The sequence below is a fragment of the Micromonospora sp. NPDC050495 genome (assembly GCF_040655175.1).
GTDB lineage: Bacteria > Actinomycetota > Actinomycetes > Mycobacteriales > Micromonosporaceae > Micromonospora.
The window spans coordinates 199,085-220,029 of sequence record NZ_JBFAJK010000006.1; the positions used below are offsets into that span (position 1 = coordinate 199,085).

19 protein-coding genes are annotated in these 20,945 nt (G+C 74.6%); 13 read left to right on the forward strand and 6 right to left on the reverse strand.

The window, feature by feature from the left end:
• Nucleotides 1–12 precede the first annotated feature (12 nt).
• From AB0I11_RS10155 to AB0I11_RS10170, 4 genes are all read left to right on the forward strand, one after another.
• Nucleotides 13–1,344, forward strand: a complete 1,332-nt coding sequence (locus tag AB0I11_RS10155) for a low temperature requirement protein A (RefSeq protein ID WP_357316452.1) — start codon at nucleotides 13–15, stop codon at nucleotides 1,342–1,344.
• 94 nt (nucleotides 1,345–1,438) lie between these two features.
• Nucleotides 1,439–1,951 carry a hemerythrin domain-containing protein gene (locus AB0I11_RS10160; RefSeq protein ID WP_357316455.1) on the forward strand — a complete coding sequence of 171 codons (513 nt, stop codon included), beginning with the start codon at nucleotides 1,439–1,441 and terminating at the stop codon, nucleotides 1,949–1,951.
• A complete protein-coding gene (locus AB0I11_RS10165) occupies nucleotides 1,948–2,856 on the forward strand; it encodes an oxidoreductase (protein ID WP_357316457.1) in 909 nt (302 codons plus the stop codon). The genes AB0I11_RS10160 and AB0I11_RS10165 overlap by 4 nt, the downstream gene beginning before the upstream one ends.
• Nucleotides 2,857–3,105: 249 nt before the next feature.
• Nucleotides 3,106–4,023 carry an LLM class flavin-dependent oxidoreductase gene (locus AB0I11_RS10170; RefSeq protein WP_357316460.1) on the forward strand — a complete coding sequence of 306 codons (918 nt, stop codon included), beginning with the start codon at nucleotides 3,106–3,108 and terminating at the stop codon, nucleotides 4,021–4,023.
• A gap of 287 nt (nucleotides 4,024–4,310) precedes the next feature.
• On the opposite strand, the gene AB0I11_RS10175 is transcribed toward AB0I11_RS10170, so the two are convergent.
• Entirely contained in the window at nucleotides 4,311–4,697 is a 387-nt protein-coding gene (locus tag AB0I11_RS10175) for a MerR family transcriptional regulator (protein WP_357316464.1), read from the reverse strand.
• Nucleotides 4,698–4,769: 72 nt separating this feature from the next.
• Between AB0I11_RS10175 and AB0I11_RS10180 the strand changes: the two genes are divergently transcribed.
• Nucleotides 4,770–5,780 (forward strand): aldo/keto reductase, encoded by a 1,011-nt coding sequence (locus AB0I11_RS10180; RefSeq protein ID WP_357316468.1) that lies wholly within the window; start codon nucleotides 4,770–4,772, stop codon nucleotides 5,778–5,780.
• A gap of 98 nt (nucleotides 5,781–5,878) precedes the next feature.
• Nucleotides 5,879–6,778 carry a TIGR01777 family oxidoreductase gene (locus AB0I11_RS10185; protein WP_357316603.1) on the forward strand — a complete coding sequence of 300 codons (900 nt, stop codon included), beginning with the start codon at nucleotides 5,879–5,881 and terminating at the stop codon, nucleotides 6,776–6,778.
• 27 nt (nucleotides 6,779–6,805) lie between these two features.
• Here the strand turns inward: AB0I11_RS10185 and AB0I11_RS10190 are convergent, their stop codons facing one another.
• Nucleotides 6,806–8,044, reverse strand: coding sequence for a PHB depolymerase family esterase (locus AB0I11_RS10190; RefSeq protein WP_357316472.1), 1,239 nt, complete (start codon nucleotides 8,042–8,044; stop codon nucleotides 6,806–6,808).
• Nucleotides 8,045–8,231: 187 nt separating this feature from the next.
• Here AB0I11_RS10190 and AB0I11_RS10195 point away from each other — a divergent pair, with 187 nt between their 5' ends.
• From AB0I11_RS10195 to AB0I11_RS10215, 5 genes are all read left to right on the forward strand, one after another.
• A complete protein-coding gene (locus tag AB0I11_RS10195) occupies nucleotides 8,232–10,055 on the forward strand; it encodes a DUF2079 domain-containing protein (RefSeq protein WP_357316475.1) in 1,824 nt (607 codons plus the stop codon).
• Nucleotides 10,056–10,168: 113 nt separating this feature from the next.
• Nucleotides 10,169–10,813, forward strand: a complete 645-nt coding sequence (lipB, locus tag AB0I11_RS10200) for a lipoyl(octanoyl) transferase LipB (RefSeq protein ID WP_357316477.1) — start codon at nucleotides 10,169–10,171, stop codon at nucleotides 10,811–10,813.
• A 41-nt stretch (nucleotides 10,814–10,854) separates the two neighbouring features.
• Nucleotides 10,855–11,247: a VOC family protein gene (locus tag AB0I11_RS10205; protein ID WP_357316480.1), complete on the forward strand. Its 393-nt coding sequence runs from the start codon at nucleotides 10,855–10,857 to the stop codon at nucleotides 11,245–11,247.
• A 17-nt stretch (nucleotides 11,248–11,264) separates the two neighbouring features.
• On the forward strand, nucleotides 11,265–12,089 hold the full coding sequence (gene nadE / locus AB0I11_RS10210; RefSeq protein WP_357316482.1) for an ammonia-dependent NAD(+) synthetase: 825 nt from the start codon (nucleotides 11,265–11,267) through the stop codon (nucleotides 12,087–12,089).
• A gap of 109 nt (nucleotides 12,090–12,198) precedes the next feature.
• Nucleotides 12,199–12,879: a lytic polysaccharide monooxygenase gene (locus AB0I11_RS10215; RefSeq protein WP_357316485.1), complete on the forward strand. Its 681-nt coding sequence runs from the start codon at nucleotides 12,199–12,201 to the stop codon at nucleotides 12,877–12,879.
• Nucleotides 12,880–12,938: 59 nt separating this feature from the next.
• Here AB0I11_RS10215 and aspS read toward each other — a convergent pair whose 3' ends face one another.
• Complete coding sequence (gene aspS / locus AB0I11_RS10220; RefSeq protein ID WP_357316489.1) at nucleotides 12,939–14,225, reverse strand: aspartate--tRNA(Asn) ligase; 1,287 nt, start codon at nucleotides 14,223–14,225, stop codon at nucleotides 12,939–12,941.
• Between the two features lie 411 nt (nucleotides 14,226–14,636).
• Between aspS and lipA the strand changes: the two genes are divergently transcribed.
• Nucleotides 14,637–15,683 carry a lipoyl synthase gene (gene lipA / locus AB0I11_RS10225; protein WP_357316492.1) on the forward strand — a complete coding sequence of 349 codons (1,047 nt, stop codon included), beginning with the start codon at nucleotides 14,637–14,639 and terminating at the stop codon, nucleotides 15,681–15,683.
• Between the two features lie 151 nt (nucleotides 15,684–15,834).
• Here the strand turns inward: lipA and AB0I11_RS10230 are convergent, their stop codons facing one another.
• Both AB0I11_RS10230 and AB0I11_RS10235 read right to left on the reverse strand, forming a co-directional pair.
• Complete coding sequence (locus AB0I11_RS10230; RefSeq protein ID WP_357316495.1) at nucleotides 15,835–18,810, reverse strand: AAA family ATPase; 2,976 nt, start codon at nucleotides 18,808–18,810, stop codon at nucleotides 15,835–15,837.
• 272 nt (nucleotides 18,811–19,082) lie between these two features.
• Entirely contained in the window at nucleotides 19,083–19,253 is a 171-nt protein-coding gene (locus tag AB0I11_RS10235) for a hypothetical protein (protein ID WP_357316498.1), read from the reverse strand.
• A 209-nt stretch (nucleotides 19,254–19,462) separates the two neighbouring features.
• On the opposite strand from AB0I11_RS10235, the gene AB0I11_RS10240 reads away from it, so the two are divergent.
• A complete protein-coding gene (locus AB0I11_RS10240) occupies nucleotides 19,463–20,152 on the forward strand; it encodes a DUF4191 domain-containing protein (protein WP_046568888.1) in 690 nt (229 codons plus the stop codon).
• A gap of 63 nt (nucleotides 20,153–20,215) precedes the next feature.
• Here the strand turns inward: AB0I11_RS10240 and AB0I11_RS10245 are convergent, their stop codons facing one another.
• Nucleotides 20,216–20,608 (reverse strand): RDD family protein, encoded by a 393-nt coding sequence (locus tag AB0I11_RS10245; protein WP_357316606.1) that lies wholly within the window; start codon nucleotides 20,606–20,608, stop codon nucleotides 20,216–20,218.
• Nucleotides 20,609–20,945 lie beyond the last annotated feature (337 nt).

The following is a 20,945-nucleotide window of genomic DNA, read 5'->3' on the forward strand; positions in this document are numbered from 1 at the left end:
CAGACTCGGTCGGTGAGCGGCTTCGGGTGGCGGGGGCGCCTCGGGCCGGCGGTGCCGGTGGCGCCCGGAGCCCGGGTGGACCGGTTCGAGGTCTTCTTCGACCTGGTCTTCGTCTTCTCGTTCTTCATCATCACCCGGGCCACCGCGCTCCAGGTCAACGGCGGCGCGCTGCTGCACGCGCTGCTGGTCCTCGCGGTGCTGTGGTGGGCCTGGGTGGTGCACAGCATCGTGGCCACCCGGATCCGGCTCGGCGAGGGCTTCGTCCCGGTCCTCATGACGGTCGGCATGGCGGCCCTGTTCACCTTCGCCCTGTCCCTGCCGAACGCCTTCCGGGACCCGCGCGGCAACGCGGCCGGGCCGATCGTCGCGGCGATCAGCTACACCGTCATCCGCGGCGTGCACCTGCTGCTCTACCTGCACGCCGTGCGGGACAGCCCGGCGGAGCGCCGTCAGCTGCTCCGGTTCACCCCCGAACTGGTGGGTAGCACCCTGCTGCTGGGGGTCGCCGCGCTGATCCCGCCGAAGATCGACGACCTCGTCTCGGCCGCGGTGGTCCGGGACGGGCTGTGGGCGATCGTCGTGCTGCTCCAGTACTCCACCGGCCTCATCGCCGGCACCTGGGGCTGGGGCGTCGCCTCCGCCGAGCACTGGACCGAACGCTACGACCTCATCCTGATCATCGCGCTGGGCGAGTCGGTCATCTCGGTGGGCGTCGGCAGCAACCTGCTCGGCCAGCCGCCGACCTGGGCGGCCGTGGCCGCGGCCGTGCTCGGCATCTTCTTCACCGCCGCGCTCTGGTGGGCGCACTACGACATGATCGGGCCGGCCGCCCGGATCGCCCTGCACGCCGCAGAGGACGGCCCCCGCGTCGCCATGGCCCGGGACGCCTACGGCTACCTGTTCCTGCCGATGATCGCGGGCATCATCCTGTTCGCGCTCGGCGCGGAGATGATCGTGCACCAGATCGCCGACCCGAAGGTGCCGCAGCACCTGCCGGCGCTCGGCCCGGGCGTGCCGCTGCTCTTCGGCGGGGTGATCTGCTACCTCTGCGGCAACATGCTCTTCCAGCTCCGCACCCTGCGCACGGTGAGCTGGACCCGGGTCGTCGCCGTGCTGCTGCTCGCGGTGAGCATTCCGGTGGCCGTACACCTGCCCGCGCTGGCCGCCCTGACGCTGCTGACCGCCGTCACCGTCGGCATGGTGACCGCCGAGGTGGTGATCTTCGACGAGGGCCGGCGGGCGCTGCGGGGGTTGGTCTTCGAGGAGCGCACCAGCCACGAGGCCCACGAGGCGGAGTACCGCGCGCGCTGGCACGAGCCCCGCCAACCCGACGAGGGCGAGTGAGGGCAGCGGGTGTTCTAGACTGCCGGGCAGCGTCGCGGTGCACCCGGCACACAGGCCGCCGTGGGCATGGAGGCGCGGGACAGCAGGGGACCATGTGCACCCAGCCCACCCGTCGAGCGGCCGGCTGACCGCCCTCGGCATCCAGTTGATCGAGATCCACGACTGGCTCCGCGAGGAGCTGGCCCGGCTCCGCGCGAGCCTCGGCTCCCCCACCGGCGGTGCCGCCCTCACCCGGGAACTGCGCGCGTACTGCGTCGGTTTCTGCGCCGCGCTGGACCGGCACCACACCGGCGAGGACGGCGGCGCGTTCCGGGCCCTGGCCGAACAGGCGCCCGAGCTGCGTCCGGTGCTGGCCGAGCTGCGCGCCGACCACCGGGTGGTCGCCGACCTGCTGCGCCGGATCGACGCGCTGCTCGCCGACCCGGCCGGCGGCCGGTCCGTCCGGGCCGAGCTGGACGGGCTGGCCGGGCTGCTGGAGTCGCACTTCGGCTACGAGGAGCGGAAACTCGTCGCCGCGTTGAACCGGCTGGCCGGCGACCCCGTGGAACTGCTCGGCAGCACGCCACCCGGGAACGGGGAGAACCTCGAACGGACGGAGACCGCATGACCATCGACACCGTCAACGCCGCGGCGGCGGGCACCTGGCAGCTCGGCGACCTGACCGTCAACCGGATCGGCTTCGGCGCGATGCGGCTGACCGCCAACGCCGACGGCAGCCCCAGCGACCGGGACCGGGCGGTGGCGGTGCTGCGCCGCGCGGTCGAGCTGGGCGTCAACCACATCGACACGGCGGCGTTCTACTTCTCGCCGCTGCGCTCGGCCAATGAGCTGATCAACCGGGCGCTGTCGCCGTACCCGGAGGACCTGGTCATCGTGGCCAAGGTCGGGCCGGGCAAGGACCCGTCCGGCCAGTGGCTGCCGATGGCCCGGCCGGACCAGCTCCGCGGCCAGGTCGAGGAGAACCTGCGCCAGCTCGGCCGGGACCACCTGGACGTGGTCTACCTCCGGGTGTACGGCCCGGAGCCGCTGGCCGAGCACTTCGGCGCGCTCGCCGACCTGCGCGCCGCCGGCCTGATCCGGCACCTCGGCGTCTCCGCCGTACGGGCGCACCAGGTCACCGAGGCGCGGACCATCGCCCCGGTCGTCTCGGTGTCGAACTCGTACGGCCTCGGCTACCGCGCCAGCAACGACGCGTTGATCCACGACTGCGCGGCGCACGGCACCGCCTTCGTCCCGTTCTTCTCCCTGGTCACCAGCGGCCGCGAGGCCGGCGCGACCGGGGCCGAGCACGACGAGGTCCGCGCCGTCGCCCGGGAGCACGGGGTCAGCCCGGCCCAGGTCCGGCTCGCCTGGACGCTGAGCCGGGGCCCGAACGTGCTCGCCATTCCCGGCACCGGCAACCCGGACCACCTGGCGGAGAACGTGGCGGCGGGCGCGCTGCGCCTGTCGGCGGAGGACCTGGGCCGGCTGGCGGCCGTGCACCGGGCCGCGGCCGGACAACCGGCCGACTGACCGGCCGTGCACCGGGCCGCGGCCGGACAGCCCGCTGGCTGAGCCCCGGCGCCCGGCCGGCGTCCGCACCGTCGGCGCCGCCGCCTCGGCGGGATGCGCCGCCGCCTCGGCGGGATGCGCCGCCGCCTCGGCGGGATGCGCCGCTGCCCCGGCGGATTGCGCCGCGGGCCCGGGGCCGGCGATTCGCCGGTCAGCAGAATCGGCGTGGTCGGGCTGGTCGCGGCGGTCGGGCGGGGCGATGCTGGGCCGATGGCGATCTTCTCCGTGCAGGCCCGGCCCACCGACGCGGCGAGCTGGACCGAGCTGGCCCGGCGGGTCGAGTCGGCCGGCTTCGACGCGCTGCTGGCGGCCGACCATCCCGGTCACGGTCCGTCACCGTTCGTGGCGCTCGCCGCCGCCGCGGCGGTCACCTCGACGCTCGGCCTCGGCTCGTACGTCTCGAACGCCGGCGTCCGGCAGCCGATCCTGCTCGCCACCGACGTGGCCACCCTCGACGTGGTCTCCGGCGGGCGGGCCCGGCTCGGTCTGGGCGCCGGCCACACCCCCGCCGAGTGGCGGGCGGTCGGGCGGGAACGCCCCGACGTCGCCGGCCGGGTCCGCCGGTGCGTCGCCGTGGCCGAGGCCGTGCGGGCCCTGCTGGCCGGCGAGGAGGTCACCGTGGACACCCCCGACCTGGCCGCGTACGCCGCCCGCCTCACCGGGCTGCGGCCGGTCCAGGACCGGATCCCGCTCACCATGGGTACGGCCAATTCCACCCTGCTCCGCTGGGCCGGCGCGCGGGCCGACGTGGTCGGCCTGACCGGCTTCGGCCGTACCCTGCCCGACGGTCACCAGCACGAGGTCCGGTGGCGGTCCGACCAGATCGAGGCGCAGCTCGCCCAGGTGACCGCCGGGGCGGCCGGCCGGGACCGCCCGCCGGCCCTGGAGGCGCTGGTCCAGCAGGTCACCGTCACCGACGACGCCGAGGCCGCCGCCGCGGTGATCGCCGCCGAGACCGGCCTCACCGCCGCCGCCGTGCTGGCCACCCCGTTCGTGCTGATCGGCACGGCCGAGGAGATCGTCGCGGCCGTCGGCCACCACCGGCGCCGCTGGGGCATCACCCGCTTCGTGGTACGCGTCGACGCCGTCGAGGCGTTGGCCCCCGTCCTCCCCCGGCTCGCCGCCTGATCGACCCCGGCCACGCCGGCCCGTCGCGGTGACCCCGTCGGAGGCCCGGGTGGCACCGTGCCACGGCCTCGTGGCCCGGGCGGCCGAGCCCGTTCGGGATCCGGCCCGGGGCCGCCTCGGCGTCGCGGAGCCCGGCCCGATGCCGTTTCCCGACGGCGACGGTGCCGAGCCGCGCCCGGTGCCATCGCCGATGGCGGAGTGCCGAGCAGGTCGGATTGCCAGCGGGCCACAACCGGCCACCAACGTCAGGGGCGGCGAGGTCAGGAGCGGCCGGCGGGGTCGGGCGGTCAGCTGGCCGGGACGGCGGTGGCGGCGGCGACGCCCTCGTAGTAGCGGATCTTGTCGCGCAGGTGGTCGTACTGGCGGCGGAGCAGGGCCATCTGCTCCTCGACCCGCCCGGCGTGCCGTTCCAGCAGCTCCTGCCGTTCCCGGGCGGTGTGCTCACCGTCGCGGGCCAGCTCGGCGTAGCGGCACATCTCGGCGATCGGCATGCCGGTGTCGCGCAGGCAACGGAACACCGCCAGCCAGCCCAGGTCCTCGTCGGTGAAGACCCGCCGCCCGCCGGCGGTGCGGCCGATGCCGCTGAGCAGGCCGATCTTCTCGTAGTAGCGGAGGGTGTCGAGGCTGAAACCGCTGCGTCGGGCCGCCTCCGAGGGCGAGTATCGTCCGCTCACGTCCCGCAGGGTAGCCGTCGGTCCGCAATCCGCGCTTGACCTGGAGTGCGCTCCAGGTTGAACAGTGGTCCCATGACGACGACACGACGACTGGGTCGCAGCGGAATCGAAATCAGCGCCATCGGCATGGGCTGCTGGGCGATCGGCGGGCCGCTCTGGGAGGGCGAGCAACCGCTCGGCTGGGGCGAGGTGGACGACGACGAGTCGATCCGTACGATCCACCGGGCGCTCGACCTCGGGGCCGACCTCTTCGACACGTCCAGCAACTACGGCGCGGGGCACAGCGAGCGGGTGCTCGGTCGCGCGCTCGCCGGCCGCCGCGACCGGGCGGTGATCGCCACCAAGTTCGGCTACCCCACCGACGAGGCGACCCGGCAGGCCACCGGCGAGGACGCCAGCCCGGCGTACGCCCGGCGCAGCCTGGAGGACTCGCTGCGCCGGCTCGGCACCGACCACGTCGACCTGTACCAGCTGCACGTCAACGGGCTGCCGGTGCCAGCGGCGCTGGAGCTGGTCGACACGCTGGAGGACCTGGTCAGCCAGGGCAAGATCCGGGCGTACGGCTGGAGCACCGACGACCCCGACTCGGCGCGGGCGTTCGCCGCCGCCGGCCCGCACTGCACAGCCATCCAGCACGACCAGTCCGTGCTGCGGGACAACGCCGCGATGCTCGCGGTCTGCGACGAGTTCGACCTGGCCAGCCTCAACCGGGGCCCGTTGGCGATGGGCCTGCTCACCGCCAAGTACCAGGGCACGCCGGCCGCCCGGGGCGGCGACGACGTGCGCGGGATCGCCCCCGAGTGGCTGCCCTGGTTCAGCGGCGGGGTGCCGCGGGCCGAGTGGGCCGACCGGGTGGCCCGGGTCCGGGCGGTGCTCACCGCCGACGGCCGGACCCTCGCCCAGGGGGCGCTGGGCTGGCTGCTCGCCCGCAGCCCGCGGACCCTGCCCATCCCCGGCTGCCGGACGGTGGCCCAGGCCGAGGAGAACCTGGGCACCCTGGCGTGCGGCCCGCTCTCCGACGCGGCCTTCGCCGAGGTGGAGCGGCTCCTCGCCGAGCTGCGCACCGCGCCGGCGCACGCCTGACCCGCGGGCCGGGCGCGGCCGTGCGGGAGGCCGGCGTGAGGAGGTGAGTGATGTCGCTCAACGCATCCGCCCGCGGCTCCGTACCCGAAGATATGCACATGCGGATCCTCATGGCCGGTGTGTCCGGCTTCCTCGGCACCCGACTGGTCGACCGGCTCACCACGGACGGGCACCAGGTCACCCGCCTGGTCCGCCGCCCACCCCGGGGCAGCGACGAGCGGCAGTGGAACCCGTCCGCGGCGCAGCTCGACCCGCAGCTCGTCGCCGAGTCCGACGCCGTGGTCAACCTGGCCGGGGCCGGGGTGGCTGACAAACGCTGGGACGCCGCGTACCAGGGGTTGATCCGGAGCAGCCGGGTGGACAGCACCACCACGCTCGCCATCGCCATGGCCGGCCTGCCCGCCGCGGACCGGCCGGCGGTCCTGCTCAACGCCTCCGCGGTCGGCTGGTACGGCAACACCGGCGACCGGGCGGTCGAGGAGGACTCGCCGGCCGGCGACGGCTTCCTGGCCGACGTGTGCCGGGTCTGGGAGGCCGCGACCCGGCCGGCCGAGGACGCCGGCGTGCGGGTGGTCCGGCTGCGCATCGGGCTGCCGCTGGACGGCACCGGTGGCCTGCTCAAGCCGCAGCTGCTGCCGTTCCGGTTGGGCGTCGGCGGCCGGCTGGGCAACGGCCGGCAGTGGCTGCCGTGGATCTCGATGCGGGACTGGCTGGACGCGCTGACCTTCCTGCTCGACCGCGCGGATCTCGCCGGGCCGGTCAACGTGGTCGGCCCGGCGCCGGTGACCAACGCCGAGTTCAGCCGGGAGCTGGGCCGGCAGCTGCACCGGCCGGCGGTCATGTGGGTGCCGGCGCTGGCCTTGAAGATCGCCCTGGGCGGCTTCGCCCACGAGGCGCTGACCAGCGCGCGGGTCCTCCCCGGGGTGCTGGACCGGGCCGGGTTCCGGTGGACCCATCCCGACCTGCCGGGCGCGCTGCGCGCCGCTCTCGCCGGCTGAGCCGGCGGGAGCGGCGCGGGCCGCGGGTCAGCAGCCGATCACCCAGTAGCCGGGGCCGGTCTGCTTGAGGGTGGACGTGTAGAAGGTGTTGTAGAGCCCCATCCGCTGGTTGCTGCCGAGGGCGTAGGCGTAGCCGCCGGACTGGTAGGCCCGGCCGGCGGTCACGTGGGCGTAGTTGCTGGCGGTGACGCAGACCGGAGCCGCGGTGGGCGACGGCGAGGACGAGGGCGACGCGGTCGCCGTCGGGGTCGGGCTCGTGGTCGGGCTCGTGGTCGGGCTCGGCGTCACCCCGCCGTCGAGGCCGAAGAAGAGCGCGTCCCGGTAGGTCGAGCAGATGGTGTCCAGGAAGTACGCGGCGGTGCTGCCGCACTGGTCGGTGGCGGAGCCAGGGTCGACCGGCGTGCCGTGGCCCATCCCGGAGACCCGGTAGAGCCGGACCTGGTCGGCGCCGTACACCTCGAGGCTGGTGCCGCCGGGCAGGGTGCCGGTGCTGGTCGGGGTCGACGGGACGCCAAGCACGTTGGTCCACTGGTCGCGCGACTCGGCGGCGTTGAGCGGCGCGACCGTGGTGTCCGAGGTGCCGTGCCAGATGGCCACCCGGGGCCGCTTGCCGCCGTAGCCGGAGTAGGCGTTGCGGACCAGGTCGCCCCACTGCGCCGGGGTCTTGTCCACGCCCGGGTTCATGCAGCTGAAGACGTTGACCATGCTGGTGGCGCAGCGGTAGGGCAGGCCGGCGATGACCGAGCCGGCGGCGAACACGTCGGGGTAGGTGGCGAGCATGACGGCGCTCATCGCCCCACCGCCCGACAGGCCGCTGACGTAGACCCGGCCCGGGTCGGTGCCGTAGGTGGTCTTCGCGTGGTCGACCATCTGCTTGATCGACAGGGCCTCGCCCTGGCCGCGGGCGGTGTCGCCGGTCTCGAACCAGTTGAAGCACGAGTTGGCGTTGTTGGCCGAGGGCTGCTGGGGCACGATCAGGGTGAACTTCCACAGGTCGGCGTACTTCTGCCAGCCGGAGTTGGTGAAGTAGCCGGTGGCGTTCTGGGTGCAGCCGTGCAGCAGCACCACGGCGGGCGCGTTGGCCGGCAGCCCGTTCGGCCGGTACGCGTACATGGCCAGGTTGCCGGGGTTGGAGCCGAAGCCGGTGACCTGGGTGAGCGCGGCGGCCTGGGCGGGCAGCGCGGCGGTGAGGACCGCGGCGGCGGCCAGCACCACGCCGGCGGCCGCCCCGGCGAGTCGGGTGAGCAGGGTCGAGGAGCGGCGCACGGCGACCTCCCTGGTGGCGGAATGTGAACTGGGTCACCTTCGAGTTGCCGAGACGTTACGACGCCGTTTCCCCGCGCCGGAATGGCGTCCGCTCACACATTCACGGACGCCGAAGTGTCGACGGCCGGGTGAGGAAAGGTTAGGAGTCTGACCGGCCTGTCCAGGTCCGGTTGGTAACGTCCGCTCCGTGCCGTCCTCCCCGTCCCAGGTCCCGGGCCCGTCGCCCGCCCCCGAGCCCGGCCACCGGGACCGGCGGGCCGACCTCGTCGTGGTGCTCGCCGCGCTGGCCCTGGCCTGCTGGGTGACCAGCGGCCTGTGGTGGGGCCCGAACACCCGGGCCATCACGGTCAACTCCAGCGACCAGGCGCTCTTCGAGTGGCTGCTGGCCTTCGGCGGGCACGCGCTCACCCACGGCGAGAACCCGTTCTTCACCGACCTGATCAACGTCCCGGACGGGGTCAACCTCGCGGTCAACACCTCGATCACCGCGTACGCGGTGGTCTTCGCGCCGCTGACGTACCTGATCGGGCCGCCCGCCACCTTCCTGGTGATCCTCACCCTCAACCTCGCCGCCACCGCGGTGGCCTGGTACTGGCTGCTCAGCCGGTACCTGGTCGGCAGCCGGCTGGCCGCCGGGGTGGGCGCGCTCTTCATCGCCTACTGCCCGGCGATGGTCTCGCACGCCAACGCGCACCTGAACTGGACCGCCGGCTGGCTGGTGCCGCTGCTGATCTGGGGCGTGTTCCGGCTGCGCCGACCCGGCCGGGCGATCCGCGGCGGCATCGTGCTCGGCGTGCTGGTGGCGGTCGCGTTCTCGATCGCCGCCGAGGGGCTCTTCTTCACCGCCCTGGCGCTCGCCTTCTTCCTGCTGGTCCGCGCGGTGCACCCGGCCCGGCGGGCCGAGGCCCGGGCGGACCTGCTCCCCTTCCTGCGCGGCCTGGGGGTGACCGCGCTGGTGGCCGGCGTGCTGTTGGCGTACCCGCTGTGGCTGCACTTCGCCGGCCCGCAGCGCTTCCACGGCACCGGCTTCGACCCGATGATCCACTCCGAGGACATCGCGGCGTTCGGGTCGTACCCGCGCCGGTCCCTGGCCGGCTGGGCCGGGCTGGGCACCTCGCTGGCCCCCAACCCGACCGAGGAGAACTCCTTCTTCGGCATCCCGCTGCTGCTGCTCGCGGCCGGCTGCTTCGCCTTTCTCTGGACCCGGGCGGACCGGGCGTTCCGGGCCACCCTCACCGCGCTGGGCCTGACCGCCGTGGTCTTCGCGGTGCTCTCCTGGGGGCCCCGGGCCAAGTGGAACGGCCGGCGCACCGATCAGCTCCTGCCGTTCGGGGTGCTGGACAACCTGCCGGTGATCAACGCGGCGCTGCCGTCCCGGCTGGCCCTGGTGGCGGCCCCGGTGATCGGCCTGCTGCTGGCGTACACGATCGACCGGCTGCGCGCCCGGCCACCCCGGCACCGCTGGACCGAGCTGGCCTGGGCGCTCGGCTTCGCCGCCGCGCTGCTGCCGCTGCTGCCCACCCCGCTGCTCACCAGCGTGCGCGAGCCGATCCCCGACTTCATCACCAGCGGCACCTGGCAGCGCTACGTCTCGCCCGACGGGGTGCTCACCCCGCTGCCGGTGACCGTCGACCTCTACCCCGACGGCCAGCGCTGGCAGGCGTACGCGCTGGCCCACCAGCAGCGCACGTTCCGCATCCCGGCCGGGTTCTTCCTCGGCCCCGGCGGGCCGGACGGCCGCGGGCGGATCGGGCCGGTGCCGCGCAGCTTCAGCGCCCTGATGGACCAGGCGGGGCGGACCCGCCTGGTGCCGATCATCACCGACGGCAGCATCAAGGAGGCCCTGGCCGACCTGCACTACTGGCGGGTCGAGACGGTGGTGCTGGCCGACCGGGTGCACGGCGCCAAGTTCGACGTCGACGAGGAGACGGTGCGCCGCACCGCCACCGCGCTGCTCGGCCCGCCCGAGCGGGTGGACGACGTCTGGCTCTGGCGGGTCCCGCCCGGGTGACTCGACGCACCTGGTCGGGAAGGCGCTCGACCCGCCGGCGCAACCGCTCACCCGGGCCGGACGCGACGAGGCTCACGCCGCCCGTCCACCCGGGGCGGGACTAGGCTGGACGGGTGAGCGTGACGACTTCCGGGTTGACCATCGTCCGTGCCGGGGTGCTGGACTATCAGGCCGCGTGGGACGAGCAACGCCGGCTGCACGAGGCCGTGGTGGCCGGCGAGCGCGGCGACACCGTGCTGCTGCTGGAGCACCCCAGCGTCTACACCGCCGGCAAGCGGACCGAGCCGTGGGACCGCCCGATGGACGGCACCCCGGTCGTCGACGTCGACCGCGGCGGCAAGATCACCTGGCACGGTCCGGGGCAGCTCGTCGGCTACCCCATCGTCACGCTGCCCGACCCGGTCGACGTGGTCGCCTACGTGCGGCGCGTGGAGCAGATGCTGATCGACGTCTGCGCCGAGTTCGGGCTGGCCGCCGGCCGGGTCGAGGGGCGCAGCGGCGTCTGGGTGCCGGAGGACGACCGGGGGCCGGCCCGCAAGGTGGCGGCCATCGGCATCCGGGTGGCGCGCGGCGTGACCCTGCACGGCTTCGCGATCAACTGCGACTGCGACCTGACCTACTTCGACCGGATCGTCCCGTGCGGGATCCGGGACGCCGGGGTCACCTCGCTCAGCGCCGAGCTGGGCCGCCCGATCACGGTGGCCGACGTGCTCCCGGTCGTCGAGCGGCACCTCGCCACCATCGTCGCGGCCGGCTGACCACGTCCCGAGGGGTCCGGGCCGCCGCGTAGGCTCGTGCGGTGCGGATCGATCTCGTCACCCTGGTCGTCGCCGAGTACGACCCGGCGATCACCTTCTTCACCGAGGTGCTCGGCTTCGAGCTGGTGGAGGACAAGCCGTCGCTGACCAACGACGGCCGCCCCAAGCGCTGGGTGGTGGTCCGCCCGCCGGGCGGCGGCACCGGCCTGCTGCTGGCTCGCGCCGACGGCCAGCACCAGCAGGCCGCGGTGGGCGACCAGACCCACGGCCGGGTCGGCTTCTTCCTCCAGGTCGACGACTTCGACGCCACCTACCGGCGGATGGTCGAGGCGAAGGTCGAGTTCGTGCGGCCCCCGCGCACCGAGCCGTACGGCCGGGTCGCCGTCTTCCGGGACCTGGCCGGCAACCCCTGGGACCTGCTCGGCCCCGCTTGACCCGAGAGAGGACCTCGATGACCGACGTGCTGCCGACCCAGCGACGGATCGCCGCGGAGCTGCAGGTGCCGGCGACCTTCGACGCCGCCGAGGAGATCGAGCGACGGCTGGTCTTCCTCGCCGACCGCCTGGTCGACACCGGCCTGGCCACGCTGGTGCTCGGCATCAGCGGCGGCGTCGACTCCACCACCGCCGGGCGGCTCTGCCAGCTCGCCGCGGCCCGGGCCCGGGAGGCCGGCCACCGGGCCGAGTTCGTCGCCATGCGCCTGCCGTACGGGGTGCAGGCCGACGAGCAGCACGCCCGGGCCGCGCTGGATTTCATCCGCCCGGACCGGGTGCTGACCGTCGACGTCAAGCCGGCCGCCGACGCCGCCCTGGACGCGCTGGTCGCCGGCGGGCTGGCGTTCCGCGACGCGGCCCAGCGGGACTTCGTGCTCGGCAACATCAAGGCCCGGCAGCGCATGATCGCCCAGTACGCGGTCGCCGGCGCGACGGGCGGGCTGGTGGTGGGCACCGACCACGCCGCCGAGGCGGTCACCGGCTTCTTCACCAAGCACGGCGACGGGGCGGCGGACGTGGTGCCGTTGACCGGGCTGACCAAGCGCCGGGTGCGGGCGCTGGCCGCGGCGCTCGGCGCCCCCGCCGAACTGGTCGGCAAGGCGCCCACCGCCGACCTGGAGAGCCTGGCCCCGGGCAAGCTCGACGAGGACGCGCTCGGCCTGGCGTACGAGCAGATCGACGACTACCTGGAGGGCCGGCCGGTGCCCGCGCAGGTCGAGGAGAAGCTGGTCGCCCGCTACCGGGCCACCGACCACAAGCGCCGGCTCCCGATCGCCCCGTAGGGCAAATCGGTCCACCATATAGACATCGATTGATATTTGTATTCATGGATGCAATTCTGGCTTGGAAGCGCTCCCATCAACGACTCCACGCGCCGAAGGAGGACGTACCGTGCGTTCCCACAAGCCCGAGCAATCCGGCCGGCAGCCCCGCTCAGCCGTCCACCACCCCGTTCGAGCGCTCGCCGTGGTGCTGACCATGCTGGTCGGCATGCTGGCCGCGCCCGGCACGGCCGAGGCCCACGGCACCATCGTCAGCCCGGGGACCAGGGCCTACAAGTGCTGGCAGAACTGGGGGAACAACCACACCAATCCGGCCATGCAGCAGCAGGACCCGATGTGCTACCGGGCGTTCCAGGCCAACCCCGACACCATGTGGAACTGGATGAGCGCGTTGCGGGACGGCCTCGGCGGGCAGTTCCAGGCCCGCACGCCCGACGGGCAGCTGTGCAGCAACGCGCTCTCCCGCAACGACAGCCTGAACCAGCCCGGGCCGTGGAAGACGACCAACGTCGGCCGCAGCTTCACGATCCAGCTCTACGACCAGGCCAGCCACGGCGCCGACTACTTCCGGGTCTACGTGAGCAAGCAGGGGTTCAACCCGACCACCCAGCGCCTGGGCTGGGGGAACCTCGACTACATCACGCAGACCGGCAGGTACGCGCCGGCGCAGAACATCAGCTTCACCATCTCGACCTCCGGCTACACCGGACACCACATCCTCTTCGTCATCTGGCAGGCATCCCACCTCGACCAGGCGTACATGTGGTGCAGTGACGTGAACTTCAGCTGACCGGCCCGGCCGCACTCCGGCCCAGGGCGTGCGCGTCCTGGGCCGGAGCCCGCCGGCGGTCAGGGTGTGAGCCGGTGCAGGTCCCGGGGGAAGGCGGTCACCTCCCGGACGTTGGCCGCGCCGGTCAGCCGGGCCACGAACCGTTCCAGCCCGATCGCGAAGCCGCCGTGCGGCGGCATGCCGTGCCGGAACGCGTCCAGGTAGCCGGCGTACGGCTCGACCGGCTCGCCGCGGGCCGCCAGGGCGGCCAGGTAGTCCTCGTACCGGTGCAGCCGCTGCCCGCCGGTGACCAGCTCCATCCCCCGGAACAGCAGGTCGAAGCCGTTGGAGTGGCCCGGCCGGGCCGGGTCCGGGTGGGTGTAGAAGGGCCGCTTCGCCATCGGGTAGCCGGTGACGAAGAGGAAGTCGCTGCCGTGCTCGGCCTGCGCCCACTCGCCCAGTGCCCGCTCGTGGGCCGGGGCGAGGTCCGGCTCGTCGGCCGGCGCCCCGGCGATCGCCAGCGCCTCGGTGAAGTGCACCGCGGGGATCTCGGCGGGCACCCCGGGCAGGGTCAGGCCCAGCGTGCCGAGCGCGGTGCCGGCCCGGTCCGCCACCGCCGCCAGCATCCCGGCGAGGACGTCCCGCAGCACCGCCATCACCTCCCGGTGGTCGGTGACGAAGCCCAGCTCGACGTCGAGCGAGGTGTACTGGGCCAGGTGCCGGACCGTGTCGTGCGGCTCGGCGCGGAACACCGGCCCCACCTCGTACACCCGCTCGAAGACGCCGACCATGAGCTGCTTGTAGAACTGCGGCGACTGGGCCAGGTACGCGGGCCGGCCGAACCAGTCCAGCGCGAAGACGTTCGCCCCGCTCTCGGTGGAGGTGGCGACCACCTTCGGGGTGTGGATCTCCACGAAGCCGCGCTCGTCCAGGGCGGCGCGGAAGCCGGCCACCGCCGCCGCGGAGATCCGCAGCGCCGCCGCGCGGGTGGGGTGGCGCAACGCGGTCGGGGCATGGTCGAGCTGGGTGGGCAGGGAGGCGGTGAGCGCCGGCCGGTACAGGTCGAACGGCGGCGGCACGGCGGGCGGCCCGAGCGGTCGTACCGTGGGGTCGACGACCTCGACCCCGGCGGGCGCGGTCGGGTTCGCGACCGCCGTGCCGGTGACCTCGACGACGCTCTCCTCGGGCAGCGCCTCGACGGCGGCGCGCACGGCGGGGTCGGTGACCACCACCTGGGCCAGGCCGGCCGCGTCCCGGACGATCAGGAAGGCCACCGACTTGAGCAGCCGGCGGCGGTGCGTCCAGCCGGCGATCCGGACGGATTCGCCGACATGGTGGTTGAGCTGGGAAGACAGGATGCGTTGCATGGTGGCTACCTCCTTGATCAATCGCAACGCGATCCCCAGGGAGTGTGGGCGAGCGGGATCCTCGCGGTGCCACCACACCTTCGCCCCCGCTCGCGCGGAGGCCTCGTTCGTCGCCTTTTCACCGGGGCCAGCCGGGCGGGTTCTACTGGGTGCGCCTGTCCGGCCGGGCCCTCGCGTATCGCAGGCGTTCCCGCCGGGCCCTGCCGTGCGCCGCACCGTTCTTCCCGCAGCTCGGGAGGGTCTTCGCGCACCGGCGCCAGACCGCCTCTCAGCAACCGGCGGCTCTCTGCGCTGGCGGGTCGGCGCGCTACTCGGCTCCGTCGCAGCTCTGCCGGCCACGCTAGCACCCGGACCCGGCCACTGTGACGGCCATTTTTCGCCACTGGTGTCCGGTGTCACAACCTCTGGCGCGTGACGCCCGTCGCCCGAAGTCCATCGACGGCCACCGACCGGCGTACGCTCGGCGTTGTGACGATCGAGCATTCCGCGCCGACGACTGAGCAGGCCGCGCGCCCCGCAACCGTCGCCCCCGAGGGGCGGCGGATGCTGCGGATCGAGGCGCGCAACGCCGAGACGCCGATCGAGCGCAAACCGCCGTGGATCAAGGTCAAGGCCAAGATGGGCCCGGAGTACACCCAACTGCGCGGGCTGGTCTCGCGCGAAGGGCTGCACACCGTCTGCCAGGAGGCCGGCTGCCCCAACATCTACGAATGCTGGGAGGACCGGGAGGCCACCTTCCTCATCGGTGGCGACCAGTGCACCCGGCGCTGCGACTTCTGCCAGATCGACACCGGCAAGCCGGCCGAGTTCGACGCCGACGAGCCGCGCCGGGTCGCCGAGTCGGTGGCCGCGATGGGCCTGCGCTACGCGACCATCACCGGCGTGGCCCGCGACGACCTGCCCGACGGCGGCGCCTGGCTCTACGCCGAGACGGTCCGGCAGATCCACGCCCTCCAGTCCGGCTGCGGCGTCGAGCTGCTGATCCCCGACTTCAACGCGGTGCCCGAGCAGCTCGCCGAGGTCTTCGGCTCGCGTCCCGAGGTGCTCGCGCACAACGTGGAGACCGTGCCGCGGATCTTCAAGCGGATCCGCCCGGCGTTCCGCTACGACCGCTCGCTCGACGTGATCCGGCAGGCCCGCGCCGCCGGGCTGGTCACCAAGAGCAACCTGATCCTCGGCATGGGCGAGGAGCGGGCCGAGGTCTCTCAGGCGCTGCGCGACCTGCACGACGCCGGCTGCGAGCTGATCACCATCACCCAGTACCTGCGCCCCTCCCCCCGGCACCACCCGGTCACCCGCTGGGTCAAGCCGGAGGAGTTCATCGAGCTGCGCGAGGAGGCCGAGGAGATCGGCTTCGCCGGCGTGATGAGCGGGCCGCTGGTCCGCTCCTCGTACCGGGCGGGCCGGCTCTACCAGCAGGCCCTGTCGGCCCGCGAAGCGGTCACCGCCGCCGGCTGAGCCGCCCACCTGCCGCGTCACCCGTCGCCCCGGCCCGGTCCCCGGTCCGGGGCGATCGACGTACTGGCCGGCCCGCTCACGCGGACCGCGCCCGTCATCCGGCCCGCTCCGCGGCCACCGGCCGCGCCCGTCCTCCGGCCCGCTTGCCCGGCTACCGGCCGCGCCGCTGGTCCGGCGGGCCCGCCGGCGGCTCCAGCAGGCCGAGGCGGTGGGCCAGGGCAGCCGCCTCCACCCGGTTGCCGACGTCGAGCTTCGCGATGATCCGGGACACGTGCACGCTCGCCGTCTTCGGCGAGATGAAGAGCCGCTCGGCGATGCGGCTGTTGCTGTGCCCCTCGGCGACCAGCCGCAGCACCTCCTGCTCGCGGCTGGTGAGCAGGTCCGGCCCGGGGCGGCCACCGCCGCGCAACCCGACCCGGCGGGCCAGGGTGGCGGCCTGCTCGGCCAGCGGGACGGCACCGAGCCGCCCGGCGATCTCGGCTGTTTCGCGTACCGCCGCGGCGACCTCGTCCCGCTCCCCCACCGCAGCGGCGGCCTCGGCCAGCCCGAGCAGCGCGCGGCCCAGCGGGTACGGCGGCCCGGCCGCACGCCACGCCGCCACCGCCGCGCGCCACGCCGCCAGCACGGCGCCGGCCCCGGCGACCCGCGTGCCGGCCACCGTTCCCTCGCCGGCCCGGACCCGCCCACCGGTGCCGTCGATGCCGGCGAGGATCGCGGGGATCTGGGCGGCGTGCGCCCGCTCGGCCGGATAGCGGGCCGGCAGCGCGGCGGCCACCTCGGCCACCTCGGCGGCCAGCCCGGCGTCGCCGACCAGCGCGGCGGCCCGGGCGGTTGCGCTGAGCAGCGACCACCCCTCGCGGGGCAGGTCGGGCAGGCGCTCGTCGGCCAGGGCGGCCCGCGCCGCGGCCACCGCCTCCACCTTGTCAGCGACCGCGAGCGCCGCCTCGATCCGCAACTCCCGCAACGGCAGCCGGAGGTTCGGCCACAGATAGGGGCGGGCCAGGAAGGCCAGCGCCCGGCCGGTCAGCTCGTCGGCGGCGGGGTGGGCCCGGGCCAGCCGCAGCCCGGCCCGGAGCTGCAGCCAGTGCAGCCCGGACACGCCCGGCGGGTCGATCCGGGCCGCCTGTGCGCAGGCCTCGTCGGCCTCGTCCCAGCGGCCCAGCGCGATCAGCGCCTCGGCCCGGTTGGACAGCAGGTACGCCCCGGTCGAGCGGCTGATCCCGACCCGGCGCGCCTCGGCGACCCCGCCGGCCGCCGCCTCCGCGGACTCGGCGTACGAACCCAGCTCGTAGAGCACGTCGGAGAGGTGGACCAGGGCGCTGACCAGCGCCGACGCGTTGCCGGTGGCGCGGGCCAGGGCCTCCGCCCGGCGCAGCTCGACCAATCCCAGGTCCGGGGCGCGTGCGGTGCGGCAGAGCATGGCGATCCGGGTGGCCAACAGGGCCGTTTCCTCACCGACCGCCTCGGCGCCGGCCATCGCCTCGGCGGCAATTGAGGCGGCCTGCCCCGGATCGATCTTCACCAGGTGCGCGGCGATGTCGGCGAGCAGCCGTACCCGTTCCGGGCCGTCCGGCGTGTCGGCGGCCAGCCGGTACCCCTCGCGGACCTCGGCCGTGCCGTCGGTCTTGCCGAGCAGGGCGAGCAGCCGGCCGCGCTGGTAGAGCAGGCGGGCGGCGCGGAGCGGCTCGGCGGCGGAGTCCACCTCCGCCAGCCCGGCCCGGGTGAGGGTGAGCGCCCGGTTGTAGTCGCCGGCGGTGACCGCCGCGGCCAGCGTCTCCTCCAGCACCCGCAGGTGGTCCATGCCCAACCGGTCGGCGGCGTCGGGCACCAGCTCCCAGAGTTCGAGGACCCGTTCCAGCAGCCGGCTCTGCTCGGCGTAGGCGTACCGGTCGGCGGCCGCGCTGGCCGCGGCCCGGGCGGCGACCAGGGCGCGCGGGTGGTCGTGCGCGGCGTACCAGTGGTGGGCGATCTCGGCCGGGGCGCGGCCGGCGGCCACCAGATGCGGCTGCGCCTCGATCGCGGCGGCGTACCGGGCGTGCAGCCGGGCGTGCTCGCCGGGGAGCAGCTCGTCGTGGACCGCCTCGCGGACCAGGGCGTGCCGGAACTCGTAGTCCCCGTCCGGGTCGGCCACCACGAGCTGGGCGGCCACCGCGGCGCGCAGCGCGTCCTCCAGCTCCAGCTCGGGCAGGCCGGCCACCTCGGCGAGCAGCTGGTGGGCGAAGCGGGTGCCACCGGCGGCGGCGATCCGCAGCACCCGCTGGGCCGGCTCGGGCAGCCGGTCCACCCGGGCCAGCAGCAGATCGCGCAGCGTCTCCGGGAGCGTGGCGCAGCCCACCGGGTCGCCCGCGGCGGCCAGCTCCTCGATGAAGAACGGGTTGCCCTGGGTACGTTCGTGCACGTCGTCGACCGCCCGGGGCGCCGGTTCGGCGCCGATCAGGTCGGCGAGGATCGCGGCCGTGCCGTCCCGGTCCAGCCGGCCCAGCTCCACCCGCTCCACGCCACGCGCCCGGTCCAGCTCGGCCAGGAACGGGCGCAGCGGGTGGCCGCGGTGCAGCTCGTCGGTCCGGTAGGTGCAGACCAGCAGCAGGCGGGCGGCCCGGGCGGCCCGGACCAGGAAGCCGATCAGGTCCCGGGTGGAGCGGTCCGCCCAGTGCAGGTCCTCGATCACCAGCACCAGCGGGCGCTCCTCGGCGATCCGGCCGAACAGCTCACAGACCAGGTCGAACAGGTAGCCCCGCGGGGTGTCCGAGACGGGCAGCCCGGCGGGCGCGGCCACCGCCGCCGGCACCCGGGCCAGCTCCGGCAGCAGCCGGGCGAACTCCGCCTCGTACCCGGCGAAGGGCGCCGGACCGTCGCGGCGCAGCACCTCGCGCAGCGCGGCCGCGAACGGCGCGAACGGCAGACCGGCCTCGCCGAGCTCCAGGCACTGGCCGACCAGCATCCGGGCCCCGGCGGCCGCGACGTGGGCCCGGAACTCCTCCAGCAGCCGGGTCTTGCCGACGCCGGCCTCGCCGCCGACCAGCACGGTGACGGGCTCGCCGGCACGGGCCCGGCCGAGCGCGGCGCGCAGCTCGGCCAGCTCCTTCTGGCGGCCCACGAGGACGGTGCTGGCGGCGCGTACGGTCACGCCGTCGAGCATGCCACGGCCGGGCGGCGTACCGTCCCGGCCGACCGGCCGGTCTGCGGGACCGGCCGCCCCCGGGCCGGCCGCCCCCGTGGCGGCCGGCCCGGCAGCTGCCCCGACCGCACCCAACCCGGCCGCGCCCGCGGCAGGGGCCGGGTCAGGTGCGGGATCCCGCTCGGCCGGGCCGGGCGCGTCGCCGGGTGGCGGCGGCACCGGGCCGGCCGGACCGGGTGTGCGGTCGCCCCGACCGCCGGTGGGCGGCGCGGCGAGGGTGGTCACCGCCGGCCCTGGGCCGCGCGGGCGGTGTCGTGGCGCCGGCCCAGCCAGCTGCGCTGGTGGCGGCGCGGCACCGACCGGGCGAGCCGGTCGCGGGCCGCGTCGGCCTGGAGCTCGGAGGCGTGGCTGCGGTGGATGGTGAGCATCAATTCCGCGTCGTTGCCGAACATGTCTTTTCCCCTGTCGTGTCGTTCTCGCTGTCGACACTCACTTTCCGCGCGAAGGTGGCCCCGGGGCATGGGTCCACTGCCTGATCTTCGACCCCTCCCCCTCCTTACCGGCGGGCCTGAGGGGGTCGCCGGCGACGTAAGGTACTCAGCGCGCGCGGAAGGCCGGCCACGGATCAACCGGTGGCGGGGCGACCACTAGACTCTGCGGCATGGCAAAGCCCCAGGAGAAGGTCTCGTTCGGCCAGCGGCTGAAGCAGATCGGGATGGTGTTCCAGTTCACCGCCAAGCAGGACCGGTGGTTCGCGCCGCTGACCGCGGCCGCGGTGCTGATCCCGCTGGCGCTCACCGTGGTCGCCGTGCTCCTGTGGGGTTGGATCTGGCTGCCGATCGGCATCCTGTTCATCCTGCTCGCGGTGCTGATCGTGCTCAACCTGCGGTCCAACAAGGCGATGATGAACGCCGCCGAGGGGCAGCCCGGCGCGGCGGCGCAGATCATGGAGAGCATGCGCGGTGACTGGCGGGTCACCCCGGCGGTCAGCTCGACCACCCAGATGGACATGGTGCACCTGGTGATCGGCCGCCCCGGCGTGATCCTGCTGGCCGAGGGGAACCCGCAGCGGGTGCGCGGCCTGCTCGGCCAGGAGAAGCGCCGGCTGGCCAAGGTGATCGGCACCGCCCCGCTGCACGACTACGTGATCGGTCAGGGCGAGGGCGAGTTGCCGATCCGCAAGCTGCGGATGACCCTGATGCGGCTGCCCCGCAACCTCGCCCCGAAGGACGTCAACGCCCTCGACAAGCGGCTCAAGGCGCTCACCGCCCGCCCGCAACTGCCCAAGGGCGCGATCCCGAAAAACATGCGGCCGCCGCGCGGCGCGTTCCGCCAGACCCGGGGTCGCTGACCCGAGGCGTACGCGAGAAGGAGCCGGACCCGCGCGGGGCCGGCTCCTTCGTCGTCCGGTGGGTCAGCGGCGGGCCGGCCGGGGGGCGTCGACGATGACCGAGCCGGTGAGCCGGTCGTGCAGGCCGCGCCGGTGCTCGTCCATGATCAGGGCGGGGACGACCAGGGCGAGCAGGAGACCGCGCAGCAGCGCCCGGGCCAGGCCGATCCGCCCGCCGTCGGCCCAGGACAGGCAGCGGACCCGGGTGACGTACATGCCCGGGGTCTGCGCGAACAGGCCGAGGAAGAAGCCGTACTCCAGCACCAGCACCAGCACCGGCGCCCAGCCGTCCCGGGCCGGGTCGGCGAAGAGGTTGGCGACCAGCAGGCAGAGCACCCAGTCGATGACGAGCGCGCCGAAGCGGCGGCCCAGGCTCGGGGGCGTGAAGGTGGGGTCCGCGGCGGGCGGCACCGGCACGGCGGCGGTATCGGTCACAGCGGTCAAGGGTAGCCAGCCCGCGTCCCGGCGCGGGCAGCGCGGCGGCGCCGCGGGGTGCCCGTCACTGCCCGGCCGGACCGGATCGCCACCTCGGCGGCGCTGCGCGGCGCGGTCACCGCCCGGCTGGACCGGATCGCCACCCAGCAAGGAAACGGACCATTGCCATCAATCAGCGGCACATCACCACAGCGGGTATCGTCCGAACGGAGACTCCACGGCGACTGAGCGGCTCGGATGACGCTCCGCGAGGGACGTAACACGGCGGAAACAGAGGAGACACGGCCGGGCAACCGCGCGGCCATAGCGTCGCCAGGAG

What these genes read in the sequence shown, in the direction of transcription:
- AB0I11_RS10185 (WP_357316603.1), top strand. Translation starts at nt 5,879, where the DNA reads ATGCGGATCCTCATGGCCGGTGTGTCCGGCTTCCTCGGCACCCGACTG.
- aspS (WP_357316489.1), bottom strand. Translation starts at nt 14,225, where the DNA reads ATGCAACGCATCCTGTCTTCCCAGCTCAACCACCATGTCGGCGAATCC.
- AB0I11_RS10170 (WP_357316460.1), top strand. Translation starts at nt 3,106, where the DNA reads ATGGCGATCTTCTCCGTGCAGGCCCGGCCCACCGACGCGGCGAGCTGG.
- nadE (WP_357316482.1), top strand. Translation starts at nt 11,265, where the DNA reads ATGACCGACGTGCTGCCGACCCAGCGACGGATCGCCGCGGAGCTGCAG.
- AB0I11_RS10235 (WP_357316498.1), bottom strand. Translation starts at nt 19,253, where the DNA reads ATGTTCGGCAACGACGCGGAATTGATGCTCACCATCCACCGCAGCCAC.
- AB0I11_RS10240 (WP_046568888.1), top strand. Translation starts at nt 19,463, where the DNA reads ATGGCAAAGCCCCAGGAGAAGGTCTCGTTCGGCCAGCGGCTGAAGCAG.
- AB0I11_RS10165 (WP_357316457.1), top strand. Translation starts at nt 1,948, where the DNA reads ATGACCATCGACACCGTCAACGCCGCGGCGGCGGGCACCTGGCAGCTC.
- AB0I11_RS10180 (WP_357316468.1), top strand. Translation starts at nt 4,770, where the DNA reads ATGACGACGACACGACGACTGGGTCGCAGCGGAATCGAAATCAGCGCC.